This window comes from Sinomonas sp. P47F7, assembly GCF_049332655.1.
Lineage (GTDB): Bacteria > Actinomycetota > Actinomycetes > Actinomycetales > Micrococcaceae > Sinomonas.
This window is the reverse complement of sequence record NZ_CP186327.1, coordinates 4,161,038-4,187,247: the sequence shown is the minus strand read 5'-3', so window position 1 is coordinate 4,187,247 and position 26,210 is coordinate 4,161,038. Positions and strand designations below refer to the sequence as shown.

The window sequence follows — 26,210 nt, the reverse complement described above, 5'->3', positions numbered from 1 at the left end:
CCCCAAGCCGGGGCTCAGCCGCCGAGCTCGGCGGCGTCCTCCTCGCGCATGCTCACGCTGAGCTTCGAGCGGAAGCCCTTCGTGATGACGAGCAGGCACAGGACGCCGATCCCGAACCAGATGGCCCCGTAGGTCAGCGCGTCGAGGTTGAGGTTCGCCCAGAGCACGCCCGTGAGGACCATGCCGATCACGGGGAGCACGACGTTCGTGAAGACCTCCCGCGGCGTCCGGTACTCCCTCCTCCGGAACGCGAAGTACACCACGACGGTCAGGTTCACGAACGTGAACGCAATGAGCGCGCCGAAGTTGATCATCGAGGAGACGAACTCGAGCGTGAACGGGATCGCGAGCATGGAGACGGCACCCACGAAGATCACGGCGAACGAAGGCGTCTGGAACCGCGGGTGGACGAAGGAGAACAGCCTCGATACCGGGCCGCGGCCGTTGCGGCCCATGACGAAGATCATGCGGGACACCGAGGCATGCGAGGACAGGCTCGACGCGACGGTTGCTGCGAACGCGGCGGACGTGAACAGGATCTTGAAGAACTCGCCGCCGACCTTGAGCGCCATCTCGGGGAGGGTGTCGTCCGTGTTCTGGAAGCCGTCGAGCGTGGGGAACACCGACTGGCCGAACCAAGCTGCGACGAAGAAGATCGCGCCGCCGATGAGGAGGGCCAGGACGGTCGCCTTCGGAACGGTCTTCGCGTCCTTGGCCTCCTCCGTGTACATCGTGATCGCGTCGAAGCCGATGAAGGAGAAGCAGACCACGGTCGCGCCGCTCATGATCGCGGAGGCATCCACGCCGTCGTGGAAGAGCGGGGTCGTGGTGAAGAGCGAGCCGTTGCCATCGCCATGCGAGAGGGCGTTCCACGCGAGCACGAGGAACACCCCGATGAGCACGACCTCGAACACCACGAGGAAGCCGTTGACCTTCGACGTCGACTTCATGCTCCACAGGTTCAGGAACGTGATGACGACGACGTACCCCACGACCCAGATCCACGCGGGAACGTCCGGGAAGAACGACTCCATGTAGATCCGGATGAGGAGCGCGTTGACGAGCGGGAGGAGGAGGTAGTCGAGGAGCGACGCCCAGCCCACAAGGAAACCGAGATTGGGGTGGATCGTCTCCGACGTGTACGTGTAGGCCGAGCCGGCCGAGGGGAAGACTCGGGTCATGCGGCCGTAGCTCACGGCCGTGAACACCATGGCGACGAGCGCCACGAGATATGCGAGCGGGACGGCGCCGTTCGTCTCGTTCGAGACGATGCCGAACGTGTCGAAGACGGTGGTCGGCGTCATGTAGCCGAGGCCGAGGCCCACGATGGCCCACAGCCCGAGGGAGCGCTTGAGCGTCGTTGCCGAGCGACTCCCCGTGGTGCCGATGTTCACCTCTGCAGTATGAGTCGTCATGTCAGTTCCTTCCGAGCGGTCCCGAGCCGCTGCGCGGCTGCTGTTGGGTGATGCAGTGGATCCCGCCCCCGCGGGCAAACAGAGTGCGAGCGTCGACGGCGGTCACGTGCCGCCCCCGGTAGGCGTCGGCGAGGATGCGCAGCGCCTTCTCGTCGTGCGCGTCGTTGAACGAGCAGGCCACGAGCCCGCCGTTGAGCGCCACGTGGTTGATGTAGCTCCAGTCCACCCAGTCCTCGCCGTCGTGCAGCTGCTGGGGTGCCGGGACCTCGATGATCGTCCACGGCTTCCCGTCCGCGGTGCGCGACGCCCTGAGCACCTCGAGCAGCTCGCCGCTCACTTCGAAGTCGGGGTGCTCGGGGTTGTACTGGACGTGGACGAGTAGGGTGTCCGCCGAGGGGATCGCCGCGACGAGGTCCACGTGGCCTCGCGTGCCGAACTCCTTCGTGTCCCGCGTGAGGCCTCGGGGCAGCCACACGGCGTGCCGGGCGCCGATGGTGCGCTCGAGCTCGGCCTCGACGCTGGCCTTGCTCGCGCCCGGGTTGCGGCCCGGGTCGAGCTGGACCGTCTCGGTCAGGAGCACGGTGCCGAGGCCGTCGGTCTGGAAGCCCCCGCCCTCGTTCACGAGCCGGCTGGGCACGCGCGCCGCGCCGGCGGCGTCGGAGACCGCCCGGCCAATCCGCGCATCGTGCCCCCACGAGGCCCAGCTCTGCTGCCCCCAGCCGTTGAAGACCCAGCAGACCGCTCCCAGCCGGCCGTCGTCGTCCGCCACGAAGCTCGGGCCGATGTCCCGCATCCACGCGTCGTCGAGCTGCGCCTCGACGATGCCCACGCGGCCATCGAGGTACGCCTTCGCGACCCCGCGGTCCTCGGGCCGGACCACCATGGTGACCGGCTCGTAGCGGAGCGCCGCATGCGCGACGGCCGCCCAGGCGCTGCGGGCCTCGTGCGCGTCCCGGTCCGTGTCGCCGAGCGTGTACCCGCCGGACGGCCACGCCATCCACAGCCGCTCGTGCGGATCGGTCTCTGCGGGCATGCGCCACGTCATGCCGGCGCGCCTTCCAGCGCGGGGGTCGCGAACGACGACGGCGCGCGCCCGTTGTCGCTTCCCGCGGTGCCCCACTGGGGCACGCTCAGACGGGGCGCCCCGAACGGGGCGGCCGGGTCGACCGGCGCGGTGAGCGCCGCGTACGTCTCGGGGCGGCGCGTGGCGAGCAATGGGAAGAGGGCGAGCCAGTCGCGGCGCTGGTCGAGGTCGAGGTCCGCGACGAGGACCGCGGAGCCCTCGCGGGGTGCGCGGGCCAGGACGCGGCCGTAGGGGTCGGAGATGAACGAGGAGCCGTAGAACGTCACGAGGCCCTCGCTGCCCCAGCGGTTAGGCACGACCATGAACAGGCCGTTCGCGATCCCGTTGCCCACGATCACCTGACGCCAGAGCGGCTCCGTGTCGAAGTCGGGGTGGCCGGGCTCGGAACCGATCGCGGTCGGGTAGGCGAGGAGCTCCGCGCCGCCGAGCGAGTAGACGCGGGCGAGTTCTGGGAACCACTCGTCCCAGCACGTGGGGAGGCCTAGGCGGGCGCCGTTGAGCTCAGCCGGGGCGTGGATCGGGTAGCCGTTGTGGGCCGCCTGCGGGGCCTCGGGCTGGGGGCCCTGGCGGAAGAACTTGTCCTCGTAGTAGCCCTCGGTCACAGGGATGTGGAGCTTGTCCGTCGCGCCGAGGAGGGAGCCGTCGGGGCCTGCGAGGATCGCGGTGTTGTAGCCGAGCTCGTCGCCCGCGGGGCCCTTGCGGTAGAGGCTCGCGTGGACGCAGACGCCGTGTTCGCGGGCTGCGCGGCGGGCGAACGCGAGGGTCGGGCCCGTTTCGAGGTCTTCGGCGATGCTGCTCGGGGTGTAGTCGGGGAGGGTGTCGGCGGGGTAGCGGGAGAGCGTGAGCTCGGGGAGGAACACGACCTTCGCGCCGTGGGCCGCCGCACGGCCGATGCCCTCGGCGAGCTCGCGCTCCGTCTCGGCGGGGTCCTCGTGCCAGCGGTGCTGGACGAGGGCGACGCGCAGTGGGGCGCGCGGAGGAACTCTGTGTTGGCTACGGCCTTCGGCCGCATCGCCCGTGCGAGCCCACGACACCGGGGGCTGCAGGGCAAGGATCTCTTGCATGGGGGTCCTTTGGGGGAAGTGAGAAAGGTCAGGACGTCAATAAATGAATGACGTTCGTTTATTAGAGCAGTGACGCAGCCCACGGTCAAGAGTGTGAAGTGAGACCCCTCACACTGTTGTGGGGTCCCGTCCGTCGGGTTGTGGGGTCCCGGTCCCCAGGTTGTGGGGTCTCAGTCGCGGGTCGCGAGCGTCGCGGCGAGCGTGCCGCGGAGTCCCGCGATGAGCGCGTTGAGGCCGAGGGCGAAGGCGTCGTCGGCGGCAGGGCGGCCGCGCCCGCGCCGGGCTGCGACGGCCTCCGCGAACGTCGGCGCGAGGTCGCGCCGATCGCCGACGTCGAAGATCCACTCCGGGGCGGAGACGTCCATCGCCGAGCCGAGGATGAACGATTCCATCGCCACGATCGCGTCCACGACCATGTCCTCGGGCCACCCTCCGGCCCGCAGCCCCTCGGCCACGCGCTCGTACATCGCGAGCGAGTGCGGGGCGCCCGTGATCGGTAGGACGGCAATGACCGGGATGAGCGGCGAGTGCCTCGCGAAGGCCTCGCGATACGAATAGGCCCAGCGGGTCAGCGCCAGGTCCCAGGGTTCGCGTCCGAAGCTGGAAGTGTCAATCGTCTCGTTGACGTCGTCCTGGACCCAGTTGAGGACTTCGTCCTTCGAGGCCACATGGTTGTAGAGGGCCGACGGCGCGGTCCTGAGTTCGCGGGCGAGCGCGGCCATGGTGAGCCCGTCGTAGCCGGCCTTGCCGATGATGGCGAGCGCCGCCGTCGTAATTTTGGCGCGGGAGAGCACGGGGCGCGTGGGGCGCCCGCGGCGGCGCGGCGCGGGCGGGCCCGTTGCCTCGGGTGCGTCGGGCGCGGCGGACTCCATGTCTCGGAGTTTAGGCGACGAGACCCCGCAACCCGGCGCCAGGGACCCCGCAACGCCTCGAGGGTTGCGCTCCCGCATAAATGAACTATATTCATTTAGAGATTTGCACCACAGGGGGCACCGACGCCCCGTCAGGAAAGGAGACAACCATGGCAGGTGAGAAGCGAGAGCTAAGGGCTGACGTCGTCGTCGTCGGAGCGGGACCCGCGGGCCTCATGGCCGCCCGCACGCTCGCACGGAGCGGCGAGAAAGTCGTGGTCCTCGAGGCTCGCGACCGCGTGGGCGGCCGCACGTGGAGCGACACGGTCGACGGCGCGTGGCTCGAGATCGGTGGCCAGTGGATCAGCCCGGACCAGACCGAGCTCCTGGCCCTCGTCGCCGAGCTCGGCAAGGAGACCTACCAGCGGTACCGCGAGGGCCAGAGCGTCTACGTCGCCGCGGACGGCGAGCGGACGGTCTACGACGGCGCGGACTTCCCCGTCTCGCCCGGCACGCTCGCCGAGATCGAGCGCCTCGCCGGCCTGCTCGATGAGCTCGCGGCACAGCTCGGCCCAGAGGAGCCGTGGGCCCACCCGAAGGCTCGCGAGCTCGACACGGTCTCGTTTCATCACTGGCTCCGTGCCCAGTCCGCGGACGAGGGAGCATGCGAGCTCATCGGCATGTTCATTGCCGGCGCCATGCTGACCAAGCCGGCCCACGCGTTCTCCGCGCTCCAAGCAGTGCTCATGGCCGCGTCGGCCGGCTCGTTCAGCAACCTCCTCGACGAGGACTTCATCCTCGACCGCCGCGTGGTGGGCGGCATGCAGTCCGTGAGCCAGGCCATGGCCGCGGAGCTGGGGGACGCCATCGTCCTCCGCGCCCCGCTGCGCACCCTCGCATGGGGCCGGGAGGGCGTTCGTGCCGAGGCCGACGGCGTGTCCGTCACGGCCCGCCGCGCGATACTCGCCGTCCCGCCGACGCTCTACAGCCGCATCTCGTACGAGCCCCCGCTCCCGCGCCGCCAGCACCAGCTCCACCAGCACCTCTCGATGGGCCTCGTCATCAAGGTCCACGCGGTCTATGACCGCCCGTTCTGGCGCGAGGCCGGGCTCTCGGGGACGTGCTTCGGCGTGGGTCAGCTGGTCCAGGAGGTCTACGACAACACGAACTACGGCGACGAGCGCGGCACGCTCGTGGGCTTCGTCTCCGACGAGCACGCCGACGCGATGTTCGCGCTGAGCCCCGAGGAGCGCAAGGCCCGGATCCTCGGCTCGATCGCGCACTATCTCGGCCCCGAGGCCCTCGACGCCGAGGTCTACTACGAGTCCGACTGGGGCTCCGAGGAGTGGACGCGCGGCGCCTACGCCGCGAGCTTCGACCTCGGCGGCCTCTCCCGCTACGGCGCCGACCAGCGCACTCCCGTGGGCCCGATCCACTTCGCGTGCTCCGACATCGCCGGCGAGGGGTACCAGCACGTCGACGGCGCGCTCCGCATGGGGCGGCGGGCGGCCGAGGAGATCCTCGCCGCGCGCGTCTGAGCACGGCTCGCGGGGGTCCCGAATAACGGCCGACGGCGGCACTCACCCGGGTGCCGCCGTCGGCCGTCGTGCGTCCAGCGCGTCAGGCGGTGGTGCGAACCGCCCCCAGGACGTGCCACACCGGGCTCTTCCAGTGGAACGACGGCTCGAGCCCCTGGCCGCGGATCACGCCGGCCATGGCCGCCGGGGAATGGACGAAGCCGCGGAACGAGTTGCCCGTGGCACCGAGCAGTCCGTTCATGAGCCGGATGAACGTCCGGGAGGCGGGGTTGGCCGTGGGGTAGCTGAAGACGAGCGCGCGTCGGGCGTGCTCCGCGGCGGCGCCGAGGAGCCGCGCATAGTCCGGATAGCAGCACACCACGCGGTGGAGGACGACGACGTCCGCCGGTTCGACGCCGTCGCCCTCCTTGGCCAGATCCACGCCCAGCCGTCGCTCGACGCGGCCCACGAAGCCCTCCTGCTCGATGAGCCGCAGCGCATCCTCCTCATAGGCCCCCGAGAGCTCGAGATTCAGGGTCCTCGCCGCGCCCCGCTTGAGGAGCTCGAGCTGGATCTCGCCCACCCCTCCGCCGACCTCGAGCACCGTGGCACCCTCGATTCCCGCGCCCGAGAGGAAGTCGACGATTTGGCGCTCGGCCGGCCTCAGCCCCTTGCGGCCGTAGCGCTTGGCGATCGAGCGGGAGAAGCGTGAGTCGAAGATGGCGTCGTAGCCGTGATGGTCGGGGCCGTGGCCGTCGGGGCCGCCGCAGCAGGAGCCCATGCCACGAGTATGCGACGCGTTGACTCGCGTGTCGCGGACCGGAAGGCTGAACCTGACGCCGACGGAAGGAACCCCCTTGGATGCCGAGGTCATCGTGATCGGGGCTGGGCTCGCGGGGCTCGTGGCCGCCGCGGAGGCCGCCGACGCCGGGAAGCACGTGACGGTGGTGGACCAGGAACCGGAGCAGTCGCTCGGCGGGCAGGCGTTCTGGTCGCTTGGCGGGCTGTTCCTCGTCGGCTCACCCGAGCAGCGGCGCATGGGCGTGCGGGACTCGCGCGAGCTCGCGGGCCAGGACTGGGCCGGAAGCGCGCAGTTCGACCGGCCCGAGGACTACTGGCCGCGCCGCTGGGCCGAGGCCTACCTCGATTTCGCGGCGGGGGAGAAGCGGTCGTGGCTGCACGGGATGGGCGTGCGCTTCTTCCCCGTGGTCGGCTGGGCCGAGCGCGGCGACGGGCGGGCCGACGGCCACGGCAACTCCGTGCCCCGCTTCCACCTCACGTGGGGCACAGGGCCCGGCGTGCTCGAGCCCTTCGTCCGCCGGGTGCTCGACCACGCCGACGCCGGCCGGGTGCGCCTGCTGTTCCGTCACCGCGTGGACGAGCTGCTCGTCGAGGGCGGCGCCGTGGTCGGCGTGCGGTGCGCGGTCCTCGAGGCGTCCGACGCGGCGCGCGGAACGGCGAGCTCGCGGGTCGTGACGGGCGACGTCGAGCTGCGGGCATCCGCGGTCGTCGTCGCGTCGGGCGGGATCGGCGGAAATCACGACCTCGTGCGGTCCATGTGGCCCGCACGGCTCGGCGAGCCGCCGTCTACGATGGTCGCCGGGGTGCCAGCGCATGTGGACGGGCGCATGCTCGGCATCGCGTCCGGCGCGGGGGCCCGTGTGATCAACGGCGATCGCATGTGGCACTACGTCGAGGGCCTGCGGAACTGGGACCCCGTGTGGGAGAACCACGGGATACGGATCCTGCCGGGACCCTCATCGGTTTGGCTCGACGCCTCGGGCCGGAGGCTCCCGCCGCCCTACTTCCCCGGCTTCGACACGCTCGGGACGCTCCGACACCTGCGGGGCACGGGCTACGACTATTCGTGGTTCGTGCTCACGCAGAAGATCATCGAGAAGGAGTTCGCGCTGTCTGGGTCGGAGCAGAATCCCGACCTGACGGGCAAGGACGTGCGCCTCATGCTCGCGCGGGTGCGGGGCGGCGCGCCTGGGCCCGTCGACGCGTTCATGCGGCATGGCGCGGACTTCGTGGTCGCGACGACGCTCGCCGAGCTCGTGGCCGGGATGAACCGTGTCGGGGAGCCGGGGCTCATCTCGGAGGCCGGCCTGCGGACGGTGCTCGAGGCCCGGGATCGGGAGATCGACAACCCGTTCGGCAAGGATGCGCAAGTGACGTTCCTGCGCGGGCACCGGAAGTACCGCGGGGACCGGCTTATCCGGGTTGCCGCGCCACACCGCATCCTCGACCCCGCGAACGGCCCGCTCATCGCGGTCCGGCTCAACGTCCTGACGCGCAAGACTCTCGGCGGGCTCGAGACGGATCTGTCGGGGCGCTGCCTCTCCACGCCGGGCCTTTTGGGGGTCGGCGAGCCGATCCCGGGGCTGTTCGCCGCGGGCGAGGCCGCGGGTTTCGGTGGCGGCGGGCTCATGGGCTACAACGCCCTCGAGGGTACGTTCTTGGGCGGGTGTCTGTTCTCGGGGCGCATCGCCGGTCGGGCTGCCGCCGCTTCAGTGTAGGAGGGCATGAGAAAGGCCCCGGATCTCGTCGATCCGGGGCCTCACGTGGTTGCGGGGACAGGATTTGAACCTGCGACCTCTGGAAGCCTTGATACAAGGTTGCGGTTTGTATCAGGTGAGACTGGATACTCACGGTTTTCCCGTGATTTCTAGGTGATCCGGTTGGATCACGTCTTCGATTATATGGGGTTGGTCTTGGTGCGCTGCGGGTCAATCAAGTGAGTATTCGATGACGGCACCTGTCAGGATGCAGGGTCCTCGTGGCTGACCCCGTGCTCTCATTGGCTTGTGCGGAGGAGTGCGATCATCTGTCGTGTTCGGACTCGTGTGCACGCAGCGAAGGACAGGCTTGCAGCGAGTGCCGATACGAGATCAAGCACGAGGCGGACAAGAGCCAGCGTCGAGCGGCTACTGCGGTTGTGCGCGTCCCCAGAGCTTGGTCACCAGCTCCGCGGTCCGCGCCGGCTCGGCCTGATGGCAGGTGTTCAGGTGGTGCAGACCTTCGAACTCCTCTGAGGTGAAGTCTCGGAAGAGTCCCTTGAGTCGGTCGCGCATGGCTCGCCACCTCGGGTGGGTGAGGGACCCGAAGGTGAATAGGACCGGCCCATCGAACTTCGAGTAGCTGGTGGGATCGACGCGGTGGTTCCGGAGGGCGTTGGCGAGCGCCGCCATTCCGGCGGGACGTTTCGCCATCCACGTTGGTGGCGGACCGTCGGGCGGACCGCTCAGCTCAACGCCAGGTGCGACCTGGAGTTGGAGGAATGCGGCGACGGACTGCGGGCCGGGGAGCTTCACGGCGTCTTCGATCTCGGCCCAGTAGGGATCACCCTGATCAGCAGGGGTGAAGTCAGAGGCTGGCTCGTCGACCGCGAGAGACAGCACCCGCTCGGGATGGCTCGCGACGAATGCGAGAGCGCACGCAGCGCCGCCCGAATGCGCGTAAATGTGGAACCGGTCCCAACCCGCTCGTTCGGCCGCGCGTCCGATGCCGTCAACTTCCGCCTGCACCGAATAGCCCGTCGGCGGCGCCTCGCCGGCGTAGACCTCGAGGTCTTTCAGCAGCGGGCTGATTCCGGGCAGGTGGTTGAGGAAGGGGCGGTATCGAACTTCGGCAGGCGCAATGCCCCCGGGAAGGAAGAGCACGTCCGTCATAGCGCCAGCATACTGAGCGCGATGTCCGAACGGGAATAGTTGATCTCTCTAGTGTCGCGTTTCTGAAGTTGTTTTGGGGTTTGCTTTGGCGAGGATCTGTTCGGACACGCCGGCTGACCGAAGTCCTCCGCACAAGGCCCAGAAAGCCGCGGGAGGCTGTGCACTCGACTTCGGAAAATGACAGGTGGGCCGGCTAACGGGCGGGGCGAATGGTGGACCTGAATTTCCCCTACACGGCCACGCCCCCGTGCGCTCAGCTTGCCAGACGTCGTTCGCCGCGTTGCTCAGAGGCTCTGGCCGCGAGCCTCTCGGCCGGAGGCGCGCCCTCGTGTCGTCAGGCGCTCGGCTTCGGCCTGCTGAGCCTTGCGGGCGGCAGCCTTCCGTGCCTCGGCTGCGTGGGTGCGCTCGATGCGGGCGACGGCTTCGCGAGGCGTCAACAATCTCAGCGCCTCGGCCTCGGTTCGTGCGTCTTCTGCAGTCTTTGTCCAACGGCGGGCTTCGCGGTCGGGGTTGGCGCGTTCGTACCGCGCGGCGGCTCGGCGGACCTTCTCGACGCCGAAGACGCGGGCCATGGCGGCCAGTCTTTCCTGCCTGGCCGACGGCATGGAGCGATGTGTGCCCGATCCAGAGAGGAGGTCGGCGACGTGGCCCCACTGTGCGGCCATGCGCTCGGCGGCCTCGGCGCGGGCGGTGAGGGCGGCGAGGCCGCCTCGTACCCGCCCGGCCAGGCCGTCGTCGACGAGCCCGCGGACCGCCTCCCTTGCCCGGTCCGTGGCAACGGCGAGGCCGCGGTCGGCGCGGTCGCGTTCCATCGCGGCGGTGAACTGTTCCCGGGCATCGGCGTGGTTCTCGGCGACGAGGTGCAGCAGGTTCGTCTGGCGGCCGCGGGTCATGCCGACGTAGACCGCCGCCGCGCTGGTCTGGTCGGTGAGCAGGGTGTGCGACGCCGTGACGGTCGTGCCCTGGACGCCGTAGGCGGTCGCCGCATAGGCAAGGTGCGTGTGCTCTGCCACGTAGTCGGCGGGGAGGCGGACGCTTGTGTTGTGCTTCCGGCCCGTGCCGGTCTCGCGCACCCACAGGGATCCGTCGGGGTCGACGTGCTGCACGATCCAGTTCTGCCGGTTGGCGACGCCGAGCCGGGTGTCGTTGCGTCGGGTCTGGATCCGGTCGCCCGATCCGATGCCCAGCCCGTCGCTGCCTGTGGTTGTGCGGGCGCCATCGACGACGCCGTGTTCGACGCGGCGGGCGCGGATGCGCTCGTTGAGAGCGGTGGCTTCCTCGATGGTCGCGACGGTGATCGCGTCGCCGTCGCGGGCGGTGCCGGCGATGTGCGCCTGGGCGTCGTCCTCGCTCACGTGGATCCGGACGAGACCTAGTGCGGTGAGCTGGTCGAACAGGGCGCCGGGGTCGCGGCCGTCGCGCATCGCGAGTGTGAGGCCGGCGTAGTCGGGATCGGTGAAGCGGTGCACGCTGGTCATCTGCAAGGTGCGGCCGCGGAGCTGGGCGGCCATCTCGAGCACTCCCCCGCGGCCCACCGCGGGGAGCTGCGCGCGGTCGCCGACCAGCGCCACGGTGGCGCCCGATTCCGCGGCGAGGGTGAACAGGGCGAGCGCGGTGTCCTGGTCGAGCATCCCGGCCTCGTCGACGACGATCCGCTCGCCACCGCCGATCCGCGCCGCGGCGGGCGTGCCGTTGTAGGTGCGGCCGGTCTCGGGGTCGATCGCGCCGCGGGCGAGGCGAGTCCAGACGCCGTCGTCGTTCCACCGCCAGCCGTGCGCGTGCACCAGGGCCGCAACCGAATCCGCTGGCACGCCGAGTTCCTCGGCCGCGACCTGCGCGGCCTTCTTCGTCGGGGCGACGACGCGCACCCGGCGCCCCTCGCGTTCGGAGGCGGCGATCGCGGCGGCGAGCATCGTCGTCTTCCCCGCACCGGCCGCGCCCTCGACGACGACGAGCGGATCCGTCGAGGCGACTGCCGCGGCCGCTTCGCTCTGGTCGGGATCGAGCCCGTCGGCCTGGGCGAGACCACCTAAATCTGGGTGCTCGGGCTCGACGCCGGTGACGCGGGCGGCGAGGAGGTCGCGGAGCCTCGTCTCGGCTCCGATCACATGCATGCTCGTGAGGTGTGCGACCTGCTCCGGTGAGGGTGCGCCGGGCGGGAGGAGCGAGAGGCAGTCCTCCAGGGCGAGTCGGGTAGCGAGCGCGACGAACTCCCGCAGCTCCTCGCCGGTTGCGCGCACGCCGCACTCGGTCACCAGTTCGGTGATGTGCTCGGTGACGGTGTGCACGGTCCACGCGGAGGCGCGGGCGGCGCAGCGGTCGAGGGCTCGCGATGCGATCGCCTCGATCGAGAGGTCGTCGAGCGCAACCACCCCGGGCGGTGCCGGCCGCGTCAGGGTTGCGGGGTCGTATCCGGCCTGGCGGAGTTCGGCGACCCACGCGGCCTCTTCGGCGAGGCTGGTCGGTTTCTTCGCGGGCCGCTCGTGCGCCCAAGCCTTGGCCTGCAACCTCGCCGTGACCACCGGCCCGGGCGTCTTGCCGGGGTGCACAGCCTCCCACTCGGCGGTCAGGCGGGCGAGGTTCCGCTCCACCTGGACGGCCCGCTTGCTCATCACTGCATTGAATGGCCGCAGCTCGGCGACCTCGCCGGTGACGGGATCCAGTGTGAGCCCGTGCTGGTCGAGAACGTCGGCCAGCGCGGGATGGGCGGCGATCACGGCCGTGCCGAGCGCGCGAATTGCGCCCTGCTGGGCGAACAGTGCCGCCGTGTCCAGGGCACGCCAGGCACCGGCCGCGCGCACGCGCGCGCCGATCTGGAGGTGGATGTGCCGGTGTGGATCCCCTGCGCGGCTCGTGCGGTGGACGACGGCGACCGTGTGCAGCTCCTCGACCGGCACGACCTCCTGCACGCCGCGCGGCCCCACCCGTGTCACCGAATGCCTGGCCAGCCAACGGCGGATCTCGGCGGCAGCATCCTGCTGTGCGGCATCGAGCGCGGCCGACACCGCAGGGTGCAGGGCCGCGGCGATCGAGAGGGACTTCGGGGCGTTGACCACCATCTCAGCGAAGCGCGGCGAACCCCCACGTCCCTCGCCCGGCTGGCGCGGGACACCCTGCCGTTCCCCGGTGATCGGGTGCGCCCAGTCGACCCACGCCGCGTACGACTCCGGGGCGAGGTCACCGACGGCCGCGGTCCTACCGTCGCGGTCGAGCTGGACGAACACGGCAACGGTCCCCTCGCCGAGGTAGTAGTCGTCGGCGCGCGACCGGTCGGATTCGACGTACCGGCGCGCGGCCGCGCCGTCCCCGCGGAACAGTGTGACGCCGCCCTTCACGCCCGCCTCCCTCACCTCTGTGAGAGACAGGTGCGCAACGCCTACCGGCGGTAGCATGCGTCCATTCAGAAGAAGCTTGTGATGTCTCAGGACACTGGTGACAGTTCTGTATCAGGACATCAGTGACACTTCATGTCTCATGACATCGGTGACAGTTCGGGGTCTGGGCCGCTGGGCTCGAAGGTCGGGAGTTTGCGGGCGTAGCGGCGGTATCCGACGTGCTTGGTGCCGGGGTCGGGGATGGGGTGCTCGGCGATGATCTCTCCGGTGTCCGCATCGCAGAAGGCAACGGTCTCGACGTCGACGACGGCGTGGACGCGACGCCCGACGTGCTTCTGGCCGAGCCCGTAGACGACGTTGCGGATGCTGACCCGCCCGTCGGGGCGGACGGTGCGATGGTATTCGCCGGGCGGGGTGCCGGTGCCGGTGCTGCGGATGACGTCTCGGATGTCTTCGGGACGGGACGCGCCGGAGCCGCGGGGCCGGCCGTTGCTGACGTGCTTGGTGCCCGGTGCCGGCCAGGGGTGCTCGATGAGGAGCTCGCCGCCCTGACCGTAGAAGGCGACGCCCTCGTCCGAGGTGGCGACGTAGACCTTCTCTCCCGCCAGCTCGCGGGCGATCTGATAGGTGACGCCCTTCACCGCGATCACCCCGCTGCTCTTGACTCTCGCGGCCCGCATGTTCTCGAAGTCGAGGGCTGTGCCGGGCGCTTCACCCGCGGGGTGGAGGAGAACAGGGCGGGGCGGCACCGGCCGGGGCCGGGGTGGTTCGGCGACCGGGGTCGCGTCCCAAGCACGCTGCGGGGTGACCCGTCCGGGCAGGCCCTGGTGAGGGCGCTCGGTGTTGTAGATGCGGTCGAATTCGTCGACCTGCTCCTGCAGCCGCTCGATCGTCTCGGCGATGGGCTGCTTGTCGAGCCAGCGGAACAGGGTCTGGTGGAAGCGTTCGTTCTTGCCTTGCGTGGTCGGCTTGTAGGGCTTGCCGGTGATCATCTCCACCCCGAGCGCTCCCCCGTAGGCTGCGAGCTGGCCTTCCCAGCCCCGGCGGGCGGGGTTCATCGCAGCCCCATTGTCGGTCAGGAGCCGTTGCGGGACGCCGCGCTTCTCGATGCCCTTGCGCATGACGACGATCGCGTCCGCGCTGGTCTCCCCGGTGGCGACGTGGGACGCGACGGCTAGACGGGAGTGGTCGTCCTCCAGCTGGAAGATCACGCACTTGCGCCCCTGCGCCAGGACGTACTCGGTGGCGTCGAGCTGCCAGCACGCGTTCGGCGCCGGGTAGACGAACCGGCGGTAGGAGGCACGGGGCTTCTTCCGTGGCTCTGCGCGGGCGACGCCGGCCTGTCGGAAGATCCGCGCCAGCGACGCGACCGACGGGGCTACCAGGCCGAGGGCGATCATCTTGTCGTGCACGCTGATCGGCCCGTGATCCAGCCCCGATGCCTCCAACGCGGCCCGCACCTCGATCGCCTGCTGCGATGCATCCTCGGTGATCCGGCTGGGGCTCGTCCTCGGGCGGCGTGAACGCGGCTCCAGTACCGCGGCCTGCCCCTCGTCCCGGGCTCGGGCGCGGAGGGCGTAGAACGTCTTGCGGGAGATGTCGTGCTCGAGGCAGAACGTCGTCACCGACCCGCGCGGGGCGTCGTCAGGCCACCGGGCGATCGCGAGACGGACACGAGGATCAACGGGATCGTTATTCTTCTGCACCCCCCATCACAACGGGAGAAGCGTCACCACGAAGAACCCCGGAACTGTCACCGATGTCCTGATGTACGAGTGTCACCGATGTCCTGAGACATAACACATTCAGAAGAAGCTGTGATGTCTCAGGACATACCGGACAGTTCTGCATCAGGACATCTCGGACACTTCAGAAGGAGCTTCCCTGAGCGGGAAACCTCTTCGGCAGGCAACAGCTAGCCGTGACGGCCGCCCTTCTATTTCTCGCTTAGGTTGTCTAAAGTAGAAGTTCGGCACGCGGATCGGAGGCGCTGATGGGTGAGTATGTCGAGCGCCTATGGCACCCCGAGGATGCGGGCGGCTTGAGCCGGAAAGATCGAGCGGCGGGCCGCTACCTCGCGTATGTGCCCGCCGAGCTGGGCGACCGCCTTCCCGGGCTCGGATCCGAGGCGCAGGCCGCGGCCGAGGACGCCCTGGCGGTGTTGGCCCGTGCCGACGAGCGGATCGGGCCTCGGGGTCGCTTCCTGAACCATCTGCTGATCCGGTCGGAATCCATCTCGTCATCCTGGATCGAGGGCAACCGCGTCTCCCCGAAACGCCTGGCGATCGCCGAGCTGCTGCATCAGGGCCCGCGGCAGGCGCTCGACGTGGTGGCGAACGTGCGGGCGACCGAGGCCGCGATCGCCGGCCTCGCGGACCGGGGACGGGCAATCACGACCTCGGACATCGTGGAGCTTCAGCACGTGATCGAACCGCGCCTGGAGCGGGGGCTGCGCCAGGAGCAGAACTGGGTGGGTGGGCCCGGGTGGTCTCCGCTGCGGGCTGCGTTCGTGCCACCTCCGGAGTCCGAGGTGCCGCGCCTGGTCGCCGACCTTGCCCGTTTCGCGACGGACACCGCGGGGAACCCGGTGGTGCGCGCGGCGATCGTGCATGCGCAGTTCGAGACGATCCACCCGTTCATCGACGGCAACGGGCGCACTGGGCGCGCCCTCATACACACCGTCCTGCGGCGGGCGGATGCGCTGCGGAACGCGCTCATCCCGATCAGCACGGTGTTCGCCGGTGACACCGACTCTTACATCGCCGGGCTCACCGACTACCGTGCCGACCCGCCGAAGGTGGACGAGTGGGTGATCGGGTTCGCGCAGGCCGCCGAGCGTGCCGCGGGCAATGCCGTCAGGCTTGCCCAGGACATCGCGGCGCTGGACGCCGATGTGCGCGACGAACTGGTGCGGTTCCGGCGCGACCGCGGCCTGAGCCCGGCGGTCCCGCGCCGCGACGCGGTAGTCCTTCGCATCCTCGGCACCCTCGCCTCCGACCCCGTGCTCACCGCCGAGTCCGTCAGCACCCGCCTGGGCGTCTCGCCGGCCGCCTCGCACCGCGCGCTCACGGAGCTTGCCGAGGCAGGCATCCTGGGTCGCGCGAGGGAGCGTGGCCGGCTGGTCTGCTGGACAGCTGACAGGCACCTTGCCCTCGTCGCACTCACCGAGCGCAGCAACCGTATCGGCGGAGGCGACACGAGGGACCGCAGGCCGAGGCTGGGCCCCGCGCTGCCCGACCCGACCCAGTTCGGCGCCGGGCGGTCGCCGCGCCCGTCACGACAGGATGCGCCGGGCCTGTAGGGCTAGATTCCCAGCCCGCGGCGGGACGGTATCGCCCCGTGGTCACCCGGGCGTCGGGTGAAGTCGTGCAGCTTGGCGGCGTGTGCCCGACTCTCGGCGGCAAACGCGCCCGGCGGCCTCGCGCCGCGCCCCGCTCCAGCTCCGCGCGGGCACGGATGACCTGCGCAGTCTCCTCGACCGGGCACGGCCTCGATCCTGGCGAGGTCGCGCCTTGCGGTCTCGGCGTCCGCACCCCTCTTCTGCGCGGAAGCGACGGTGGTGCCACGGTGGCCCCACCGTGTGACCTGCGAAAACGCCCCGCAACCCGGAAGGCCGACGCGGCGGAAGCGTCTGCAGCAGTCGGGTCCTGTGCCGCCCCGTCGGGGAGCCCGGCGCGACGGCGACGCGACCATGCTACGCGGTGCGGGCATGAAGGGACCAGACTTCGCGGAGGTATTGACGTGAGGCAACAGGGAGGTGTGCTCCGAGGTGGTCGCGTCGTCCCCGCCTCCGGCCCGCTCACGGTGTGCCCTGCCTCGCGAAGGCGGCGTCGAGGATTGCCGCGGTGGCGGGGTTCACCATCTCGTTGCGGCGGATGTAGTGCTGGACGGTGATGCGGGGGTCGACGTGCCCGAGCAGCTCCGCGGCGAGATCGACACCGGCGCTGTCGCTGATGGCGGTGGCCGCGGTGCGCCGGAACATGTGCGGGGTGACTCCCTCGATGCCGGCCAGCTCGAGTGCATGCCGCAGCTGCCTGCGCACGTTGGCCGTCGTCAGCGGGGTCCCGTTGCGGCTGGCGAACAGCAGCCCGTCAGGGGAACGGTCCTTCACCGCGGCCAGCCTTCACCGCGGCCAGGCGGGCGCGTACGGCCTCCGCGGTGAACGAGGGCAGCGCGATCGTGCGGCGCGACTTGTGCGTCTTCGGGTGGTCCTGCCGCGTGGGCGGACCCCCGCAGCCGCGCGGCGTCACGAGGGTGCCCGCCATCCGGATGGAGGGGACCGGCGAGGCCAGGTCGATATCGCGGCAGCGGATGGCCAGGACCTCCCCGATCCGGGCGGAGGTGCCCAGCATGATCTCGACGATCGCGCCGAGCTGGCCGTCGGGTTTCGGGCCGCAGGGACTCAGGCCCCTCTCCCAGCACAGGATCGCGGTGCGCACCGCGTCGACCTCTGCGGCGCTCAGCGCGCTCGGGTCGGGCCGGGGTTGGCGCAGCCGGGCGATGGGCTCCATCGGGCTGCGCGACAGGATCTCGTGCCGCACCGCGAGCCCGAATGCCTGGCGGAGCACATTGCGGGCTTGCTTGGCGCGGCTGTAGCTGATCTGCCGCTGCTGCTTGATGTACGCATCGCAGCGGGCCACGCCGATCTCCCGCAGCGTCAGGTCCGCGAAGTGCGGGAGCACGAGGTGGGTCATGTTCCACCGATAGAGCCCCTTGGTGCCCCCGGCCAGATCCGGATTCAGCTCCATGTCGGCCAGCCAGTAATCGGCGAGCTGCCTGAAGGTGCTATCCGCACTCAGCTCGCCGGTGCCGCACTGGTAGACCGCGCGCGCGGACAGCTTCCCCTTCAGCGCCCGCTCGGCGGCGCTCTGCGTGCACCCGGAAGCCTGCACAAGGCGGCTCACCCCGTCCCAGTCCCGGAACCGGGTCCGCGCCCGCACCCTGCCGGAGGCCGCAGTGCTGAACCCGAACTCGCCGAAGGTGCCGATCGGCAGACGCGGCCTAGCCACGACCGGTCAGCCCCCGCCCGACACGGCCGGGTCGCGCCGCTGTTCCACCCACGCCTTCACATCGGACACAGCGAACATGACGTGCTTGCCGAAGCGGTAGGCCGGCGGCCCCTTCCGGTTCGTACGCCAGTCGTAGATCGTCGAAACCGGCACCCCCAGATAGGCCGCGAGGCTCGCCACATCGATCATCGGCTCCAGCCCCGGGACCGACCGGACCGGCCTGGATACAGCGCTCATACCCCACAGGTGCGCCGCCGAGACCACGGAATCCGCTGCCAGCCCGAAACAATCCGAGCCAACAGTTCCGGCCCGCTCCGTTGGCGCCGCGGATGAGGGGTTTCCAATGACTAAACGATGACCGTATCAAGTTCCACCTACGCAAAAAGGGCCGGAAACCCGTAAGTTTCCGGCCCTTCTTCGTTGCGGGGACAGGATTTGAACCTGCGACCTCTGGGTTATGAGCCCAGCGAGCTACCGAACTGCTCCACCCCGCGGCGCTTGATCTACTTTACTCGCTCCGGGTGCTCAACGCGAATCGGGCGTCGAACGGGCCTAGTCGGCGACTCGAATCAGCGTCCGCGACCCGTATCAAGGTGCGGCGACGCCGACGGTGGGCCAGGCACAGACCCGGGCCCGCCGTCGTGCGCAGTCTCGAAGGGCGTCGCCTCAGCCGAGGTGATCGACGAGCCGACCCGCGATGCCGTTGTACGTAGCGGGCGTGAGCGCGAGGAGCCGGGCCTCCGCCTCGGCGGAGAGGCCGAGTTCGGAGACGAACTCCTTCATGCGGGCGGCGTCGACGCGGTGGCCGCGCGTGAGCTCCTTGAGGCGCTCGTACGGGTTGTCCATGCCGGGGACGCCCGCGATCGCCTCGGCGCGCATGACCATCTGGATGGCCTCGGCGAGGACCTCCCAGTTCTGGTCGAGATCGGCGGCCAGGGTGCCTTCCGCGACGTCGAGGCCCGCGAGCCCCCTCGCGACGTTGCTGATGGCGAGGATCGAGTGGCCGAACGCGACGCCGATGTTGCGCTGGCTCGACGAGTCCGTGAGGTCGCGCTGCCAACGGCTCGTCACGAGCGTCGCGCCGAGCGTGTCGAGGAGGGCCGAGGAGATCTCGAGGTTGGCCTCGGCGTTCTCGAAGCGGATCGGGTTGACCTTGTGCGGCATGGTCGAGGAGCCGGTCGCGCCGGCCACGGGGATCTGCGCGAAGTAGCCGATCGAGATGTAGCTCCACACGTCGGTGCAGACGTTGTGCAGGATCCGGTTGAAGCGAGCGATGTCCGCGTACAGCTCGGCCTGCCAGTCGTGGCTCTCAATCTGCGTGGTGAGCGGATTCCAGGTGAGCCCGAGGCCCTCGACGAACGACTTGGAGACGTGCTGCCAGTCCGCGCTGGGGACCGAGGCGACGTGGGCGGCGAAATCGCCCGTGGCGCCGTTGATCTTGCCGAGGAACTCGGCCCGCCCGATGCGGTCGAGCTGGCGACCGAGGCGGTGTGCCATGACGGCGAGTTCCTTGCCGAGCGAGGTAGGCGTGGCTGGCTGGCCGTGGGTGCGGGAGAGCATGGGGACGTCGCGGTTCTCGCGGGCCATCTGGGCGATCTGCTCGACGAGAGCGCGGGCGGCGGGCAGCCAGACGTGCTCGACGGCGCCCTTGACACCGAGAGCGTAGGAGAGGTTGTTGATGTCCTCCGACGTGCAGCCGAAGTGCACGAGCGCGGTGAACTGGCCGAGCCCGAGGCTTTCGAGGCGGCGCCCGATGAAGTATTCGACGGCCTTGACGTCGTGAACCGTGACGGCCTCGATCTCGGCGAGCTCGTGCACCGAGACCGCGTCGAACTCCGTGACGATCCGGCGCAGGCCCTCCTCCTGCTCCGCCGTGAGCGGGTGCGTGCCCGGGAGGACTGAGTTTCTGGCGAGGTGGATGAACCATTCGACCTCGACCGCGACACGGTCCCGGTTCAGCGCGGCCTCGGAGAGGTAGTCCACGAGCGGGGCCACCGCGGGGCGGTAGCGGCCGTCGAGCGGGCCGAGGGCGATCGGCTCGGCGGAGGTCGCGAGGGACAGCCTTCCGGAGGGCGTGCGTGCGGGGGAGTCAGCCATGGCCTCCATTCTTCCAGATGGGAGGTTGCGTTCCGCATCTGGGGCAGGGCGTCGATAGGCCCGCGACCGTGCGGTTGCCCTCCACAGTTTCGAACTTTGGCGCGCCGTCCACATACGACGATGGCGGGGCGCCGTCGCGCCGCCGGCCCGCGTAGCGTCGGCGTAAAGCGCGGGGGGACGCGCCCGAAGGGGGCGGGGATCCCTGAAGTTGCTGGGCGAACGCGGAGGGGGAGCGGTGGATCGAAGGTCGGGTGGGCGTTCAGGCGTGGGGTCGGACCGGGCGTGCAAGCACGATGAGGCGGTGCTGAGGTCCGCGGGAGAGCATCTCCGACGGGCCGAGGAGGAGGCCCGCCGGGCAGAGCGTCTGAGCGAGCGGGGAGGGCACGCGGAGTGGTCTGGCACCGCGGGCGACTCGTACCGGGCGCGGGTCGCGTTCGTCGTCGCCGAACTTGCGGCCGTGACCGCGGGGATCGTGGGGCTCGGGGTCTTGGCGGCATCTCTCGAGCGCGAGACGCAGGAGTGCCTGGCCGTGCAGGCGGCCGCAGCAAGCTCGGCCTCGGACGCCGCGGCGACCGCGCCCACGCCGAGGCTCCCCATCACCCAGGCCCGCGGCCCGCTGCTTCCGTATGTGCCGCGGGGCCCGCTCATCCCCCAGGAGGCGAGGAGCCCGTTGCTCCCCGTACCTTCGCCCGCCAGTCCGGCACCGCGTCGGGCCGATGAGGTTTGCCGATGATCGCAGGCGCGGTGATCGCAGGCGCGATGAGCTCGGGAGGCGACGGGCTCGTGGTGACGGGTGGGCGGGGCTACGCCGTGCGCCTTGACTCGCTCGAGACCGCGGCGGGCGAGCTGCGCGACGCGGCGGTCGCCGTCGCGAACGCGGGGCGCACGCTGTACGTTTCCCGGCTTGCCGTCGAGGGTGGGGCCTGCTCGGGGTCGGCGCTCGCCGTCAGGTACGGCGACGAGTCGCTGCGGATCGAGGGCACAGCGCGCAGGATCGCGTCGGAGGCCGAGGGCGTCGCTGCGTCGGTCCGCACGGCAGCCTCTGCGTACGAGGAGGAAGAGGCCCGGCGTGCCGCAGCAGTCGACGGGCTCCAGAACTTCCTCGCGGGCTCGGAAATCGTGCCCCTTCTGCTGAGGCAGTTCGGGCTCGGGGCCTTCGCCGACCTCATGAGGCGCTCAAACCAAGGCCCGGGCAAGACCCTCGCCGGGATGGCCCGTGAGGCTGCGAATGGCGGGATCGAGGATTCTCGCGAGGGCGCGCTCTCGGTCGATCGGGCGCGCGTGGCCGCCGGTTCGGGCGATCCAGGGACGTTCGCCTACTCGCTTCGAAGCCTGCGCACGGCCCAGACCCAGGTGCCGCTCGACGACGGAACGAGCGTGCCGGAATCGTCGATCCTCGTGGAGCGATTCGAACGCGCGGACGGGACGCTGGCGGTATTGGTCACGGTTCCCGGTACCCAGACGTGGGGCCTCGACGACGCGAACCTGATGGACACCGAGGGGATTCTAGACGGGATGGCCGCCCGGGACAGCCAGATCCGTGCGCTCATCCGTCAGGCCCTCGCGGAACAGGAACTCGGGCAGGACGACGAGGTGGTGTTCACGGCCTACAGTCAGGGGGTGATCCACGTGATGGGACTCCTCGAAGATGAGGAGTTCCTTGCGAGGTACCGAGTCTCGGCCGTGACGGCCGTCGGCGGGCCGGTCACGGCATTCAAGCCGCCCGCCGGCATCCCGGTCCTGAGCCTCACGAACGCGGACGACATCGTGCCGGCCGCGGCGGGGAGGATCGGGGAACCTTCGAGCTCGGTCGTGATGGTCCGGACGCCTCCTCGGGGAGGCGCAGCCGAGAGGGTGGCCTTTCCCCAAGAAACGCTCGCCCAGGCCCACGACCTCGGGAACTACGAGCGGGACGCCGCCCTGTTGGACGGCTCGTCGAATCCCTCGATCGCGGCGCACGCAGCGATCGTCGGCGCCGCGTTGGGCGGGGCGTCTCTTGGCGGACCTCCGCCGCAGAGGGAGCGGCTCGCGTACACGGGTACGGACACGAAGGCCAAGACCGGCCGGGCGAGGCCGGGATCATGAGTCAGCGGTTCGGACCCTCAGCGATCGCGGCGATTGGCGCCCAGCAGGAAGCCCATGATCGCCGAGACGAGGGAGATGATGATCGCACCGAAGATCGCCGTCCAGAAGAACGAATCGATCGTCAGATGGACAGGGGTGTAACCGCTCAGCCACGCCGTCAGCGCGAGCATGGCCGCGTTGATGACGAGGGCGAAGAGGCCGAGCGTGAGGCACGTGACCGGCAGGGACAGGAGCTCGACGATGGGCCTGACGAGAGCATTGACGAGGCCGAAGATGAGGCCGATGAAAAGGTACGCGAGCACGACGCCAAGGGTGTCGCTGTGGCCGCCGGCGCCCGAATTGGCAGCCAGATCCGCGGCGGCGGTCGAGTTGATCCGAATGCCGGGCAGCAGGAAGCTCGCGACCCAGAGCGCAACGGCGTTGACGACAATACGGAGCAGGAACCGCATCATGGGCCTATCGTTCCACACCATGCTGTCGCCGCGCTCGCCGCGGCTACCCTTGGAACCATGACTTCTGCACTGAACAGCCGCGACGGCGCCGAAGCAGCCGCCGTCGCCATCAGCGCGGCCGAGGCCGGTACCCCGAGCCTCGCGGCCGCCGGCGGCCCCATCGCGTCCGTCGACCCGCGGTCCGTGATCGGCCGCCTCCCGAAGTACGCCGCCGGCAAGCCCCCGGCCCCGATTCCGGGGCTTGAGAGCTTCAAGCTTTCCTCCAACGAGAACCCGCTCCCGCCGATTCCGGCGGTGCTCGAGGCGATCGCGGCGCAGACCGCCGTCAACCGCTACCCGGACCCGGTGGCGACGGCGCTCCGCAGGCGGCTCGCGGAGTTCCTCGACGTTCCGGCCGAGGACATCGTGACGGGTGGCGGGAGCCTCGGCGCGCTCAATCAGCTTCTCGCCGCGTTCGCGGGGCAGCAGGACGACGGCGTACAGGACGAGGTGCTGTACGCGTGGCGCTCCTTCGAGGCATACCCCATCTCGGTGGGGCTGGCCGGGGCGAAGAGCGTGCAGATCCCCGTCATGCCCGACGGTCGCCACGACCTCGAGGCGATGGCCGCCGCGGTCACCGAGCGCACGCGAGTCGCGCTCCTGTGCACTCCGAACAATCCGACCGGCCCCGCGCTGCGCCGGGAGGAGACGGAGCGTTTCATCGAATCGGTGCCGAGCAACGTTCTGGTCGTGATCGATGAGGCCTACCAGGAGTTCGTCCGGGACCAGGAGGCGGTGGACGGCATCGCGATGTACCGCAAGTATCCGAACGTGGTGGTGCTCCGAACGTTCTCGAAGGCGCATGGCCTAGCGGGGCTCCGCGTGGGCTACTCGATCTCGCGCCCCGAAGTGACCCAGCACCTCCGCGTGGCCGCGGTTCCCTTTGCCGTGTCGACTGTAGGGGAGCACGCCGCGATGGCGTCCCTCGACCACTTTGCCGAGGTTGTAGAAAGGGTACAAACGCTCGTCGACGAGCGGGATCGGGTCATGGCGGGGCTCCGCGAAATCGGCTGGTCCGTTCCGGACGCGCAGGGCAACTTCGTGTGGCTCGATCTCGGCGAGGCGACGCAGGACTTCGCGGCCCTCGCCGCGACTCAAGCGCTCTCGGTGCGGGCCTTCGGCAACGAGGGCGTCCGGGTCAGCATCGGGGAGCCGGAGGCGAATTCGCGATTCCTCGAGCTCTGTAGAACCTTCACAAAAGCCCCGATAGCTTCCTAGCGATTAACCTATGCTCTGCGGCCCAGCCGCACTCTGTAGAGTGACAGCTGGGCCGCAGGCATATATTCCGAATGTGGAATACATTCCGGAAAAGGAATATATATCGAGGCGGCGGACTGTCCGGACCACGGAACCACGACCACGGCAGGAGGCGGCGGCATGGCAGGACATCTGCCCACCACCGAGTTCGACGACATCCCGGAGGAATTGCTCGACGAGCTTGAGGCCCTCGCCCACGGGCGAACCGAGGGCCACGTCAACATGGTGCAGCTCCTCGATGAGGAGGGCCGGTTCCACAACGGCTCCCACTTCTCGGAGCGCGCGCGCCGCCTGACCCGAGAGGAACTGCGCGAGCTCTACCGCGACATGGCGCTGATCCGGCGCTTCGACGTCGAGGCCACCGCACTTCAGCGCCAGGGTCAGCTCGCCCTCTGGGTTCCGCTCCGCGGCCAGGAAGCAGCGAACATCGGCTCCGGCCGCGCGACGCTTCCCCAGGACTACATCTTCCCGACCTACCGCGAGCACGGCGTTGCGCTCACGCGAGGGGTCGAGCTCGGCGAGCTCCTGCGGCTCTTCCGGGGTGTGTCCAACGGCGGCTGGGACCCGACGGAGACGAACTTCCACCTCTACACCCTCGTGCTCGCCGCTCAGGTGCCGCACGCCGTCGGCTATGCCATGGGCCTCCAGCGCGACGCCTCCCGGGCCGCTGCCGCCGGGCGCGACGCTGGGGACCCGGCCGCCGTCGTCGCCTATTTCGGCGACGGTGCGAGCTCGGAGGGGGACGTCCACGAGTCGATGGTCTTCGCGTCGAGCTTCAAGGCGCCCGTGGTGTTCTTCTGCCAGAACAACCAGTGGGCCATCTCGGTGCCCGCGCAGGTGCAGTCCCGCATCCCGCTCCACAATCGAGCCAAGGGCTACGGCTTCCCAGGCCTCCGAGTGGACGGGAACGACGTGCTGGCCGTGAAGGCCGTGACCGAATGGGCCCTCGAGCGGGCGCGCAGCGGCAAGGGACCTGTGCTCATCGAGGCCTACACGTACCGTCAGGGCGCACACACCACGGCCGACGATCCGACCAAGTACCGGCTCTCCGAGGAAGAGCAGGAGTGGCTCGCTAAGGATCCCGTGGCCCGGTTCGAGAAGTTCCTGCGCGCCGAGGGCCACGCCGATGACGCGTTCTTCGCCGAGGTCGCGGCGGAAGGCGACGCCCTCGCGGCGAAGGCCCGCAAGGACGTCCTCGCCTTCGAGCCGCCGAGCTTCGAGGAGGCGCTCGGCCACGTCTACGCCGAGCCGCACTCCCTCGTGGACGCCGAGCTGGCATGGCACCTCGAGTACGAGTCCGGCTTTGAGGACACCGAGGAATCGAACACGGCGGAAGGCGGCCACTGATGCCCACGATGACCCTGGCCAAGGCGATCAACGCCGGGCTCCGTGACGCCCTCGCCTCCGACGAGACCGTGCTGCTCATGGGCGAGGACATCGGCTCGCTCGGCGGCGTCTACCGCGTGACGGAGGGCCTCAAGGCCGAATTCGGCGACGACCGGGTGGTGGACAGCCCACTCGCGGAGTCGGGAATCGTCGGCACGAGCATCGGGCTCTCGCTGCGGGGGTACCGCCCGGTCGGCGAGATCCAGTTCGACGGCTTCGTGTTCCCCGCGTTCAACCAGATCACGACGCAGCTCGCGAAGCTCCATGCGCGCAGCGCCGGCCGGCTCACCGTCCCCGTGACGATCCGGATCCCGTACGGCGGCGGCATCGGCTCGGTCGAACATCACTCGGAGTCGCCGGAAGCCTTGTTCGCGCACACGGCGGGGCTGCGGATCATCACGCCGTCCAACCCCCACGACGCCTACTGGATGACTCGCCGCGCGATCGAGTCCGAGGACCCGGTCATCGTCTTCGAGCCCAAGCGCCGCTACTGGCTCAAGGGCGAGGTCGACACTGCCGATCCGGGCGCCTCGACCGATCCGTTCCGGGCCCACGTGGTCCGCGCGGGCACCGACGCGACAGTCGTCGCGTACGGGCCGCTCGTGCCGGTGGCGCTCGCCGCCGCCGAGGCCGCGGCCGGCGACGGTCGCAGCATTGAGGTGATTGACCTCCGCTCGCTGTCGCCGATCGACTTCGACACCGTGACCGCCTCGGCCGAGAAGACCGGTCGGCTCGTCGTCGCGCACGAGGCCCCCACGTTCGGCGGGCTCGGCGGCGAGATCGCCGCCCGGGTCTCCGAGCGCGCGTTCCTCTCCCTCGAGGCTCCTGTGATCCGGGTGGGCGCGTTCCATATGCCCTACCCGGTCGCGAAGATCGAGGGCCAGTACCTCCCGGACATTGACCGCATCCTTGAGGCCCTCGACCGGGCGTTCGCGTACTAGGAGCCGC

The 26,210-nt window shown here is 69.9% G+C and carries 20 protein-coding genes, 1 tRNA gene and 1 pseudogene; 8 read left to right on the top strand and 14 right to left on the bottom strand.

The window, feature by feature from the left end; translation table 11 throughout:
- Window positions 1-14: 14 nt before the first annotated feature.
- The 4 genes from ACOKR1_RS19535 to ACOKR1_RS19520 form a co-directional block, all read right to left on the bottom strand.
- On the bottom strand, window positions 15-1,415 hold the full coding sequence (locus tag ACOKR1_RS19535) for an APC family permease (protein WP_422934542.1): 1,401 nt from the start codon (window positions 1,413-1,415) through the stop codon (window positions 15-17).
- Between the two features lies 1 nt (window position 1,416).
- Entirely contained in the window at window positions 1,417-2,460 is a 1,044-nt protein-coding gene (locus ACOKR1_RS19530) for an agmatine deiminase family protein (protein ID WP_422934541.1), read from the bottom strand.
- On the bottom strand, window positions 2,457-3,563 hold the full coding sequence (locus ACOKR1_RS19525) for a nitrilase-related carbon-nitrogen hydrolase (RefSeq protein ID WP_422934540.1): 1,107 nt from the start codon (window positions 3,561-3,563) through the stop codon (window positions 2,457-2,459). The genes ACOKR1_RS19530 and ACOKR1_RS19525 overlap by 4 nt, the downstream gene beginning before the upstream one ends.
- A 170-nt stretch (window positions 3,564-3,733) precedes the next feature.
- Window positions 3,734-4,435 carry a TetR/AcrR family transcriptional regulator gene (locus ACOKR1_RS19520; RefSeq protein WP_422934539.1) on the bottom strand — a complete coding sequence of 234 codons (702 nt, stop codon included), beginning with the start codon at window positions 4,433-4,435 and terminating at the stop codon, window positions 3,734-3,736.
- A 149-nt stretch (window positions 4,436-4,584) separates the two neighbouring features.
- On the opposite strand from ACOKR1_RS19520, the gene ACOKR1_RS19515 reads away from it, so the two are divergent.
- Window positions 4,585-5,952, top strand: a complete 1,368-nt coding sequence (locus tag ACOKR1_RS19515) for a flavin monoamine oxidase family protein (RefSeq protein ID WP_422934538.1) — start codon at window positions 4,585-4,587, stop codon at window positions 5,950-5,952.
- A gap of 82 nt (window positions 5,953-6,034) precedes the next feature.
- Here ACOKR1_RS19515 and ACOKR1_RS19510 read toward each other — a convergent pair whose 3' ends face one another.
- Window positions 6,035-6,712, bottom strand: a complete 678-nt coding sequence (locus ACOKR1_RS19510) for a methyltransferase domain-containing protein (protein WP_422934537.1) — start codon at window positions 6,710-6,712, stop codon at window positions 6,035-6,037.
- Between the two features lie 76 nt (window positions 6,713-6,788).
- Between ACOKR1_RS19510 and ACOKR1_RS19505 the strand changes: the two genes are divergently transcribed.
- The gene (locus ACOKR1_RS19505) at window positions 6,789-8,450 is read left to right on the top strand and encodes an FAD-binding dehydrogenase (protein ID WP_422934536.1); all 1,662 of its coding nucleotides are present in this window, start codon (window positions 6,789-6,791) and stop codon (window positions 8,448-8,450) included.
- A gap of 408 nt (window positions 8,451-8,858) precedes the next feature.
- Here the strand turns inward: ACOKR1_RS19505 and ACOKR1_RS19500 are convergent, their stop codons facing one another.
- The 3 genes and pseudogenes from ACOKR1_RS19500 to ACOKR1_RS19490 form a co-directional block, all read right to left on the bottom strand.
- Window positions 8,859-9,602, bottom strand: coding sequence for an alpha/beta fold hydrolase (locus tag ACOKR1_RS19500; RefSeq protein ID WP_422934535.1), 744 nt, complete (start codon window positions 9,600-9,602; stop codon window positions 8,859-8,861).
- A 284-nt stretch (window positions 9,603-9,886) separates the two neighbouring features.
- Window positions 9,887-12,937 (bottom strand): MobF family relaxase, encoded by a 3,051-nt coding sequence (gene mobF, locus ACOKR1_RS19495; protein WP_422934534.1) that lies wholly within the window; start codon window positions 12,935-12,937, stop codon window positions 9,887-9,889.
- 764 nt (window positions 12,938-13,701) lie between these two features.
- Window positions 13,702-14,643 (bottom strand): annotated as a pseudogene (locus tag ACOKR1_RS19490) (integrase core domain-containing protein); the annotation flags it as partial.
- A 287-nt stretch (window positions 14,644-14,930) separates the two neighbouring features.
- Here ACOKR1_RS19490 and ACOKR1_RS19485 point away from each other — a divergent pair.
- Window positions 14,931-16,238: a Fic family protein gene (locus tag ACOKR1_RS19485; RefSeq protein WP_422934533.1), complete on the top strand. Its 1,308-nt coding sequence runs from the start codon at window positions 14,931-14,933 to the stop codon at window positions 16,236-16,238.
- Window positions 16,239-16,736: 498 nt separating this feature from the next.
- Here ACOKR1_RS19485 and ACOKR1_RS19480 read toward each other — a convergent pair whose 3' ends face one another.
- From ACOKR1_RS19480 to purB, 5 genes are all read right to left on the bottom strand, one after another.
- Window positions 16,737-17,048: a tyrosine-type recombinase/integrase gene (locus ACOKR1_RS19480; RefSeq protein WP_422934532.1), complete on the bottom strand. Its 312-nt coding sequence runs from the start codon at window positions 17,046-17,048 to the stop codon at window positions 16,737-16,739.
- On the bottom strand, window positions 17,029-17,841 hold the full coding sequence (locus tag ACOKR1_RS19475) for a tyrosine-type recombinase/integrase (RefSeq protein ID WP_422934531.1): 813 nt from the start codon (window positions 17,839-17,841) through the stop codon (window positions 17,029-17,031). The genes ACOKR1_RS19480 and ACOKR1_RS19475 overlap by 20 nt, the downstream gene beginning before the upstream one ends.
- A gap of 111 nt (window positions 17,842-17,952) precedes the next feature.
- Window positions 17,953-18,135, bottom strand: a complete 183-nt coding sequence (locus ACOKR1_RS19470; RefSeq protein ID WP_422934530.1) for a helix-turn-helix domain-containing protein — start codon at window positions 18,133-18,135, stop codon at window positions 17,953-17,955.
- 231 nt (window positions 18,136-18,366) lie between these two features.
- Window positions 18,367-18,440: transfer RNA gene (locus tag ACOKR1_RS19465), tRNA-Met, on the bottom strand.
- A gap of 172 nt (window positions 18,441-18,612) precedes the next feature.
- On the bottom strand, window positions 18,613-20,052 hold the full coding sequence (gene purB, locus ACOKR1_RS19460) for an adenylosuccinate lyase (RefSeq protein ID WP_422934529.1): 1,440 nt from the start codon (window positions 20,050-20,052) through the stop codon (window positions 18,613-18,615).
- Between the two features lie 292 nt (window positions 20,053-20,344).
- Here purB and ACOKR1_RS19455 point away from each other — a divergent pair, with 292 nt between their 5' ends.
- Both ACOKR1_RS19455 and ACOKR1_RS19450 read left to right on the top strand, forming a co-directional pair.
- Window positions 20,345-20,776 carry a hypothetical protein gene (locus ACOKR1_RS19455; protein ID WP_422934528.1) on the top strand — a complete coding sequence of 144 codons (432 nt, stop codon included), beginning with the start codon at window positions 20,345-20,347 and terminating at the stop codon, window positions 20,774-20,776.
- Window positions 20,773-22,128 (top strand): hypothetical protein, encoded by a 1,356-nt coding sequence (locus ACOKR1_RS19450; protein WP_422934527.1) that lies wholly within the window; start codon window positions 20,773-20,775, stop codon window positions 22,126-22,128. The genes ACOKR1_RS19455 and ACOKR1_RS19450 overlap by 4 nt, the downstream gene beginning before the upstream one ends.
- A 17-nt stretch (window positions 22,129-22,145) precedes the next feature.
- Here the strand turns inward: ACOKR1_RS19450 and ACOKR1_RS19445 are convergent, their stop codons facing one another.
- Complete coding sequence (locus ACOKR1_RS19445) at window positions 22,146-22,580, bottom strand: phage holin family protein (RefSeq protein ID WP_415856438.1); 435 nt, start codon at window positions 22,578-22,580, stop codon at window positions 22,146-22,148.
- A gap of 57 nt (window positions 22,581-22,637) precedes the next feature.
- Here ACOKR1_RS19445 and ACOKR1_RS19440 point away from each other — a divergent pair, with 57 nt between their 5' ends.
- The 3 genes from ACOKR1_RS19440 to ACOKR1_RS19430 all read left to right on the top strand — a co-directional run bounded on the left by ACOKR1_RS19440 (window position 22,638) and on the right by ACOKR1_RS19430 (window position 26,203).
- Complete coding sequence (locus tag ACOKR1_RS19440) at window positions 22,638-23,837, top strand: histidinol-phosphate transaminase (protein WP_422934526.1); 1,200 nt, start codon at window positions 22,638-22,640, stop codon at window positions 23,835-23,837.
- A gap of 159 nt (window positions 23,838-23,996) precedes the next feature.
- Window positions 23,997-25,223: a pyruvate dehydrogenase (acetyl-transferring) E1 component subunit alpha gene (gene pdhA / locus ACOKR1_RS19435; RefSeq protein ID WP_422934525.1), complete on the top strand. Its 1,227-nt coding sequence runs from the start codon at window positions 23,997-23,999 to the stop codon at window positions 25,221-25,223.
- On the top strand, window positions 25,223-26,203 hold the full coding sequence (locus tag ACOKR1_RS19430; RefSeq protein ID WP_422934524.1) for an alpha-ketoacid dehydrogenase subunit beta: 981 nt from the start codon (window positions 25,223-25,225) through the stop codon (window positions 26,201-26,203). Before pdhA ends, ACOKR1_RS19430 begins: the two co-directional genes overlap by 1 nt.
- Window positions 26,204-26,210 lie beyond the last annotated feature (7 nt).

Excerpts from the sequence above, each read along its gene's own strand:
- ACOKR1_RS19535 (WP_422934542.1), bottom strand. The coding sequence starts at position 1,415 with ATGACGACTCATACTGCAGAGGTGAACATCGGCACCACGGGGAGTCGC.
- ACOKR1_RS19530 (WP_422934541.1), bottom strand. The coding sequence starts at position 2,460 with ATGACGTGGCGCATGCCCGCAGAGACCGATCCGCACGAGCGGCTGTGG.
- ACOKR1_RS19525 (WP_422934540.1), bottom strand. The coding sequence starts at position 3,563 with ATGCAAGAGATCCTTGCCCTGCAGCCCCCGGTGTCGTGGGCTCGCACG.
- ACOKR1_RS19520 (WP_422934539.1), bottom strand. The coding sequence starts at position 4,435 with ATGGAGTCCGCCGCGCCCGACGCACCCGAGGCAACGGGCCCGCCCGCG.
- ACOKR1_RS19515 (WP_422934538.1), top strand. The coding sequence starts at position 4,585 with ATGGCAGGTGAGAAGCGAGAGCTAAGGGCTGACGTCGTCGTCGTCGGA.
- ACOKR1_RS19510 (WP_422934537.1), bottom strand. The coding sequence starts at position 6,712 with ATGGGCTCCTGCTGCGGCGGCCCCGACGGCCACGGCCCCGACCATCAC.
- ACOKR1_RS19500 (WP_422934535.1), bottom strand. The coding sequence starts at position 9,602 with ATGACGGACGTGCTCTTCCTTCCCGGGGGCATTGCGCCTGCCGAAGTT.
- ACOKR1_RS19485 (WP_422934533.1), top strand. The coding sequence starts at position 14,931 with ATGGGTGAGTATGTCGAGCGCCTATGGCACCCCGAGGATGCGGGCGGC.
- ACOKR1_RS19470 (WP_422934530.1), bottom strand. The coding sequence starts at position 18,135 with ATGATCGATGTGGCGAGCCTCGCGGCCTATCTGGGGGTGCCGGTTTCG.
- purB (WP_422934529.1), bottom strand. The coding sequence starts at position 20,052 with ATGGAGGCCATGGCTGACTCCCCCGCACGCACGCCCTCCGGAAGGCTG.
- ACOKR1_RS19450 (WP_422934527.1), top strand. The coding sequence starts at position 20,773 with ATGATCGCAGGCGCGGTGATCGCAGGCGCGATGAGCTCGGGAGGCGAC.
- ACOKR1_RS19445 (WP_415856438.1), bottom strand. The coding sequence starts at position 22,580 with ATGATGCGGTTCCTGCTCCGTATTGTCGTCAACGCCGTTGCGCTCTGG.
- ACOKR1_RS19440 (WP_422934526.1), top strand. The coding sequence starts at position 22,638 with ATGACTTCTGCACTGAACAGCCGCGACGGCGCCGAAGCAGCCGCCGTC.
- pdhA (WP_422934525.1), top strand. The coding sequence starts at position 23,997 with ATGGCAGGACATCTGCCCACCACCGAGTTCGACGACATCCCGGAGGAA.
- ACOKR1_RS19430 (WP_422934524.1), top strand. The coding sequence starts at position 25,223 with ATGCCCACGATGACCCTGGCCAAGGCGATCAACGCCGGGCTCCGTGAC.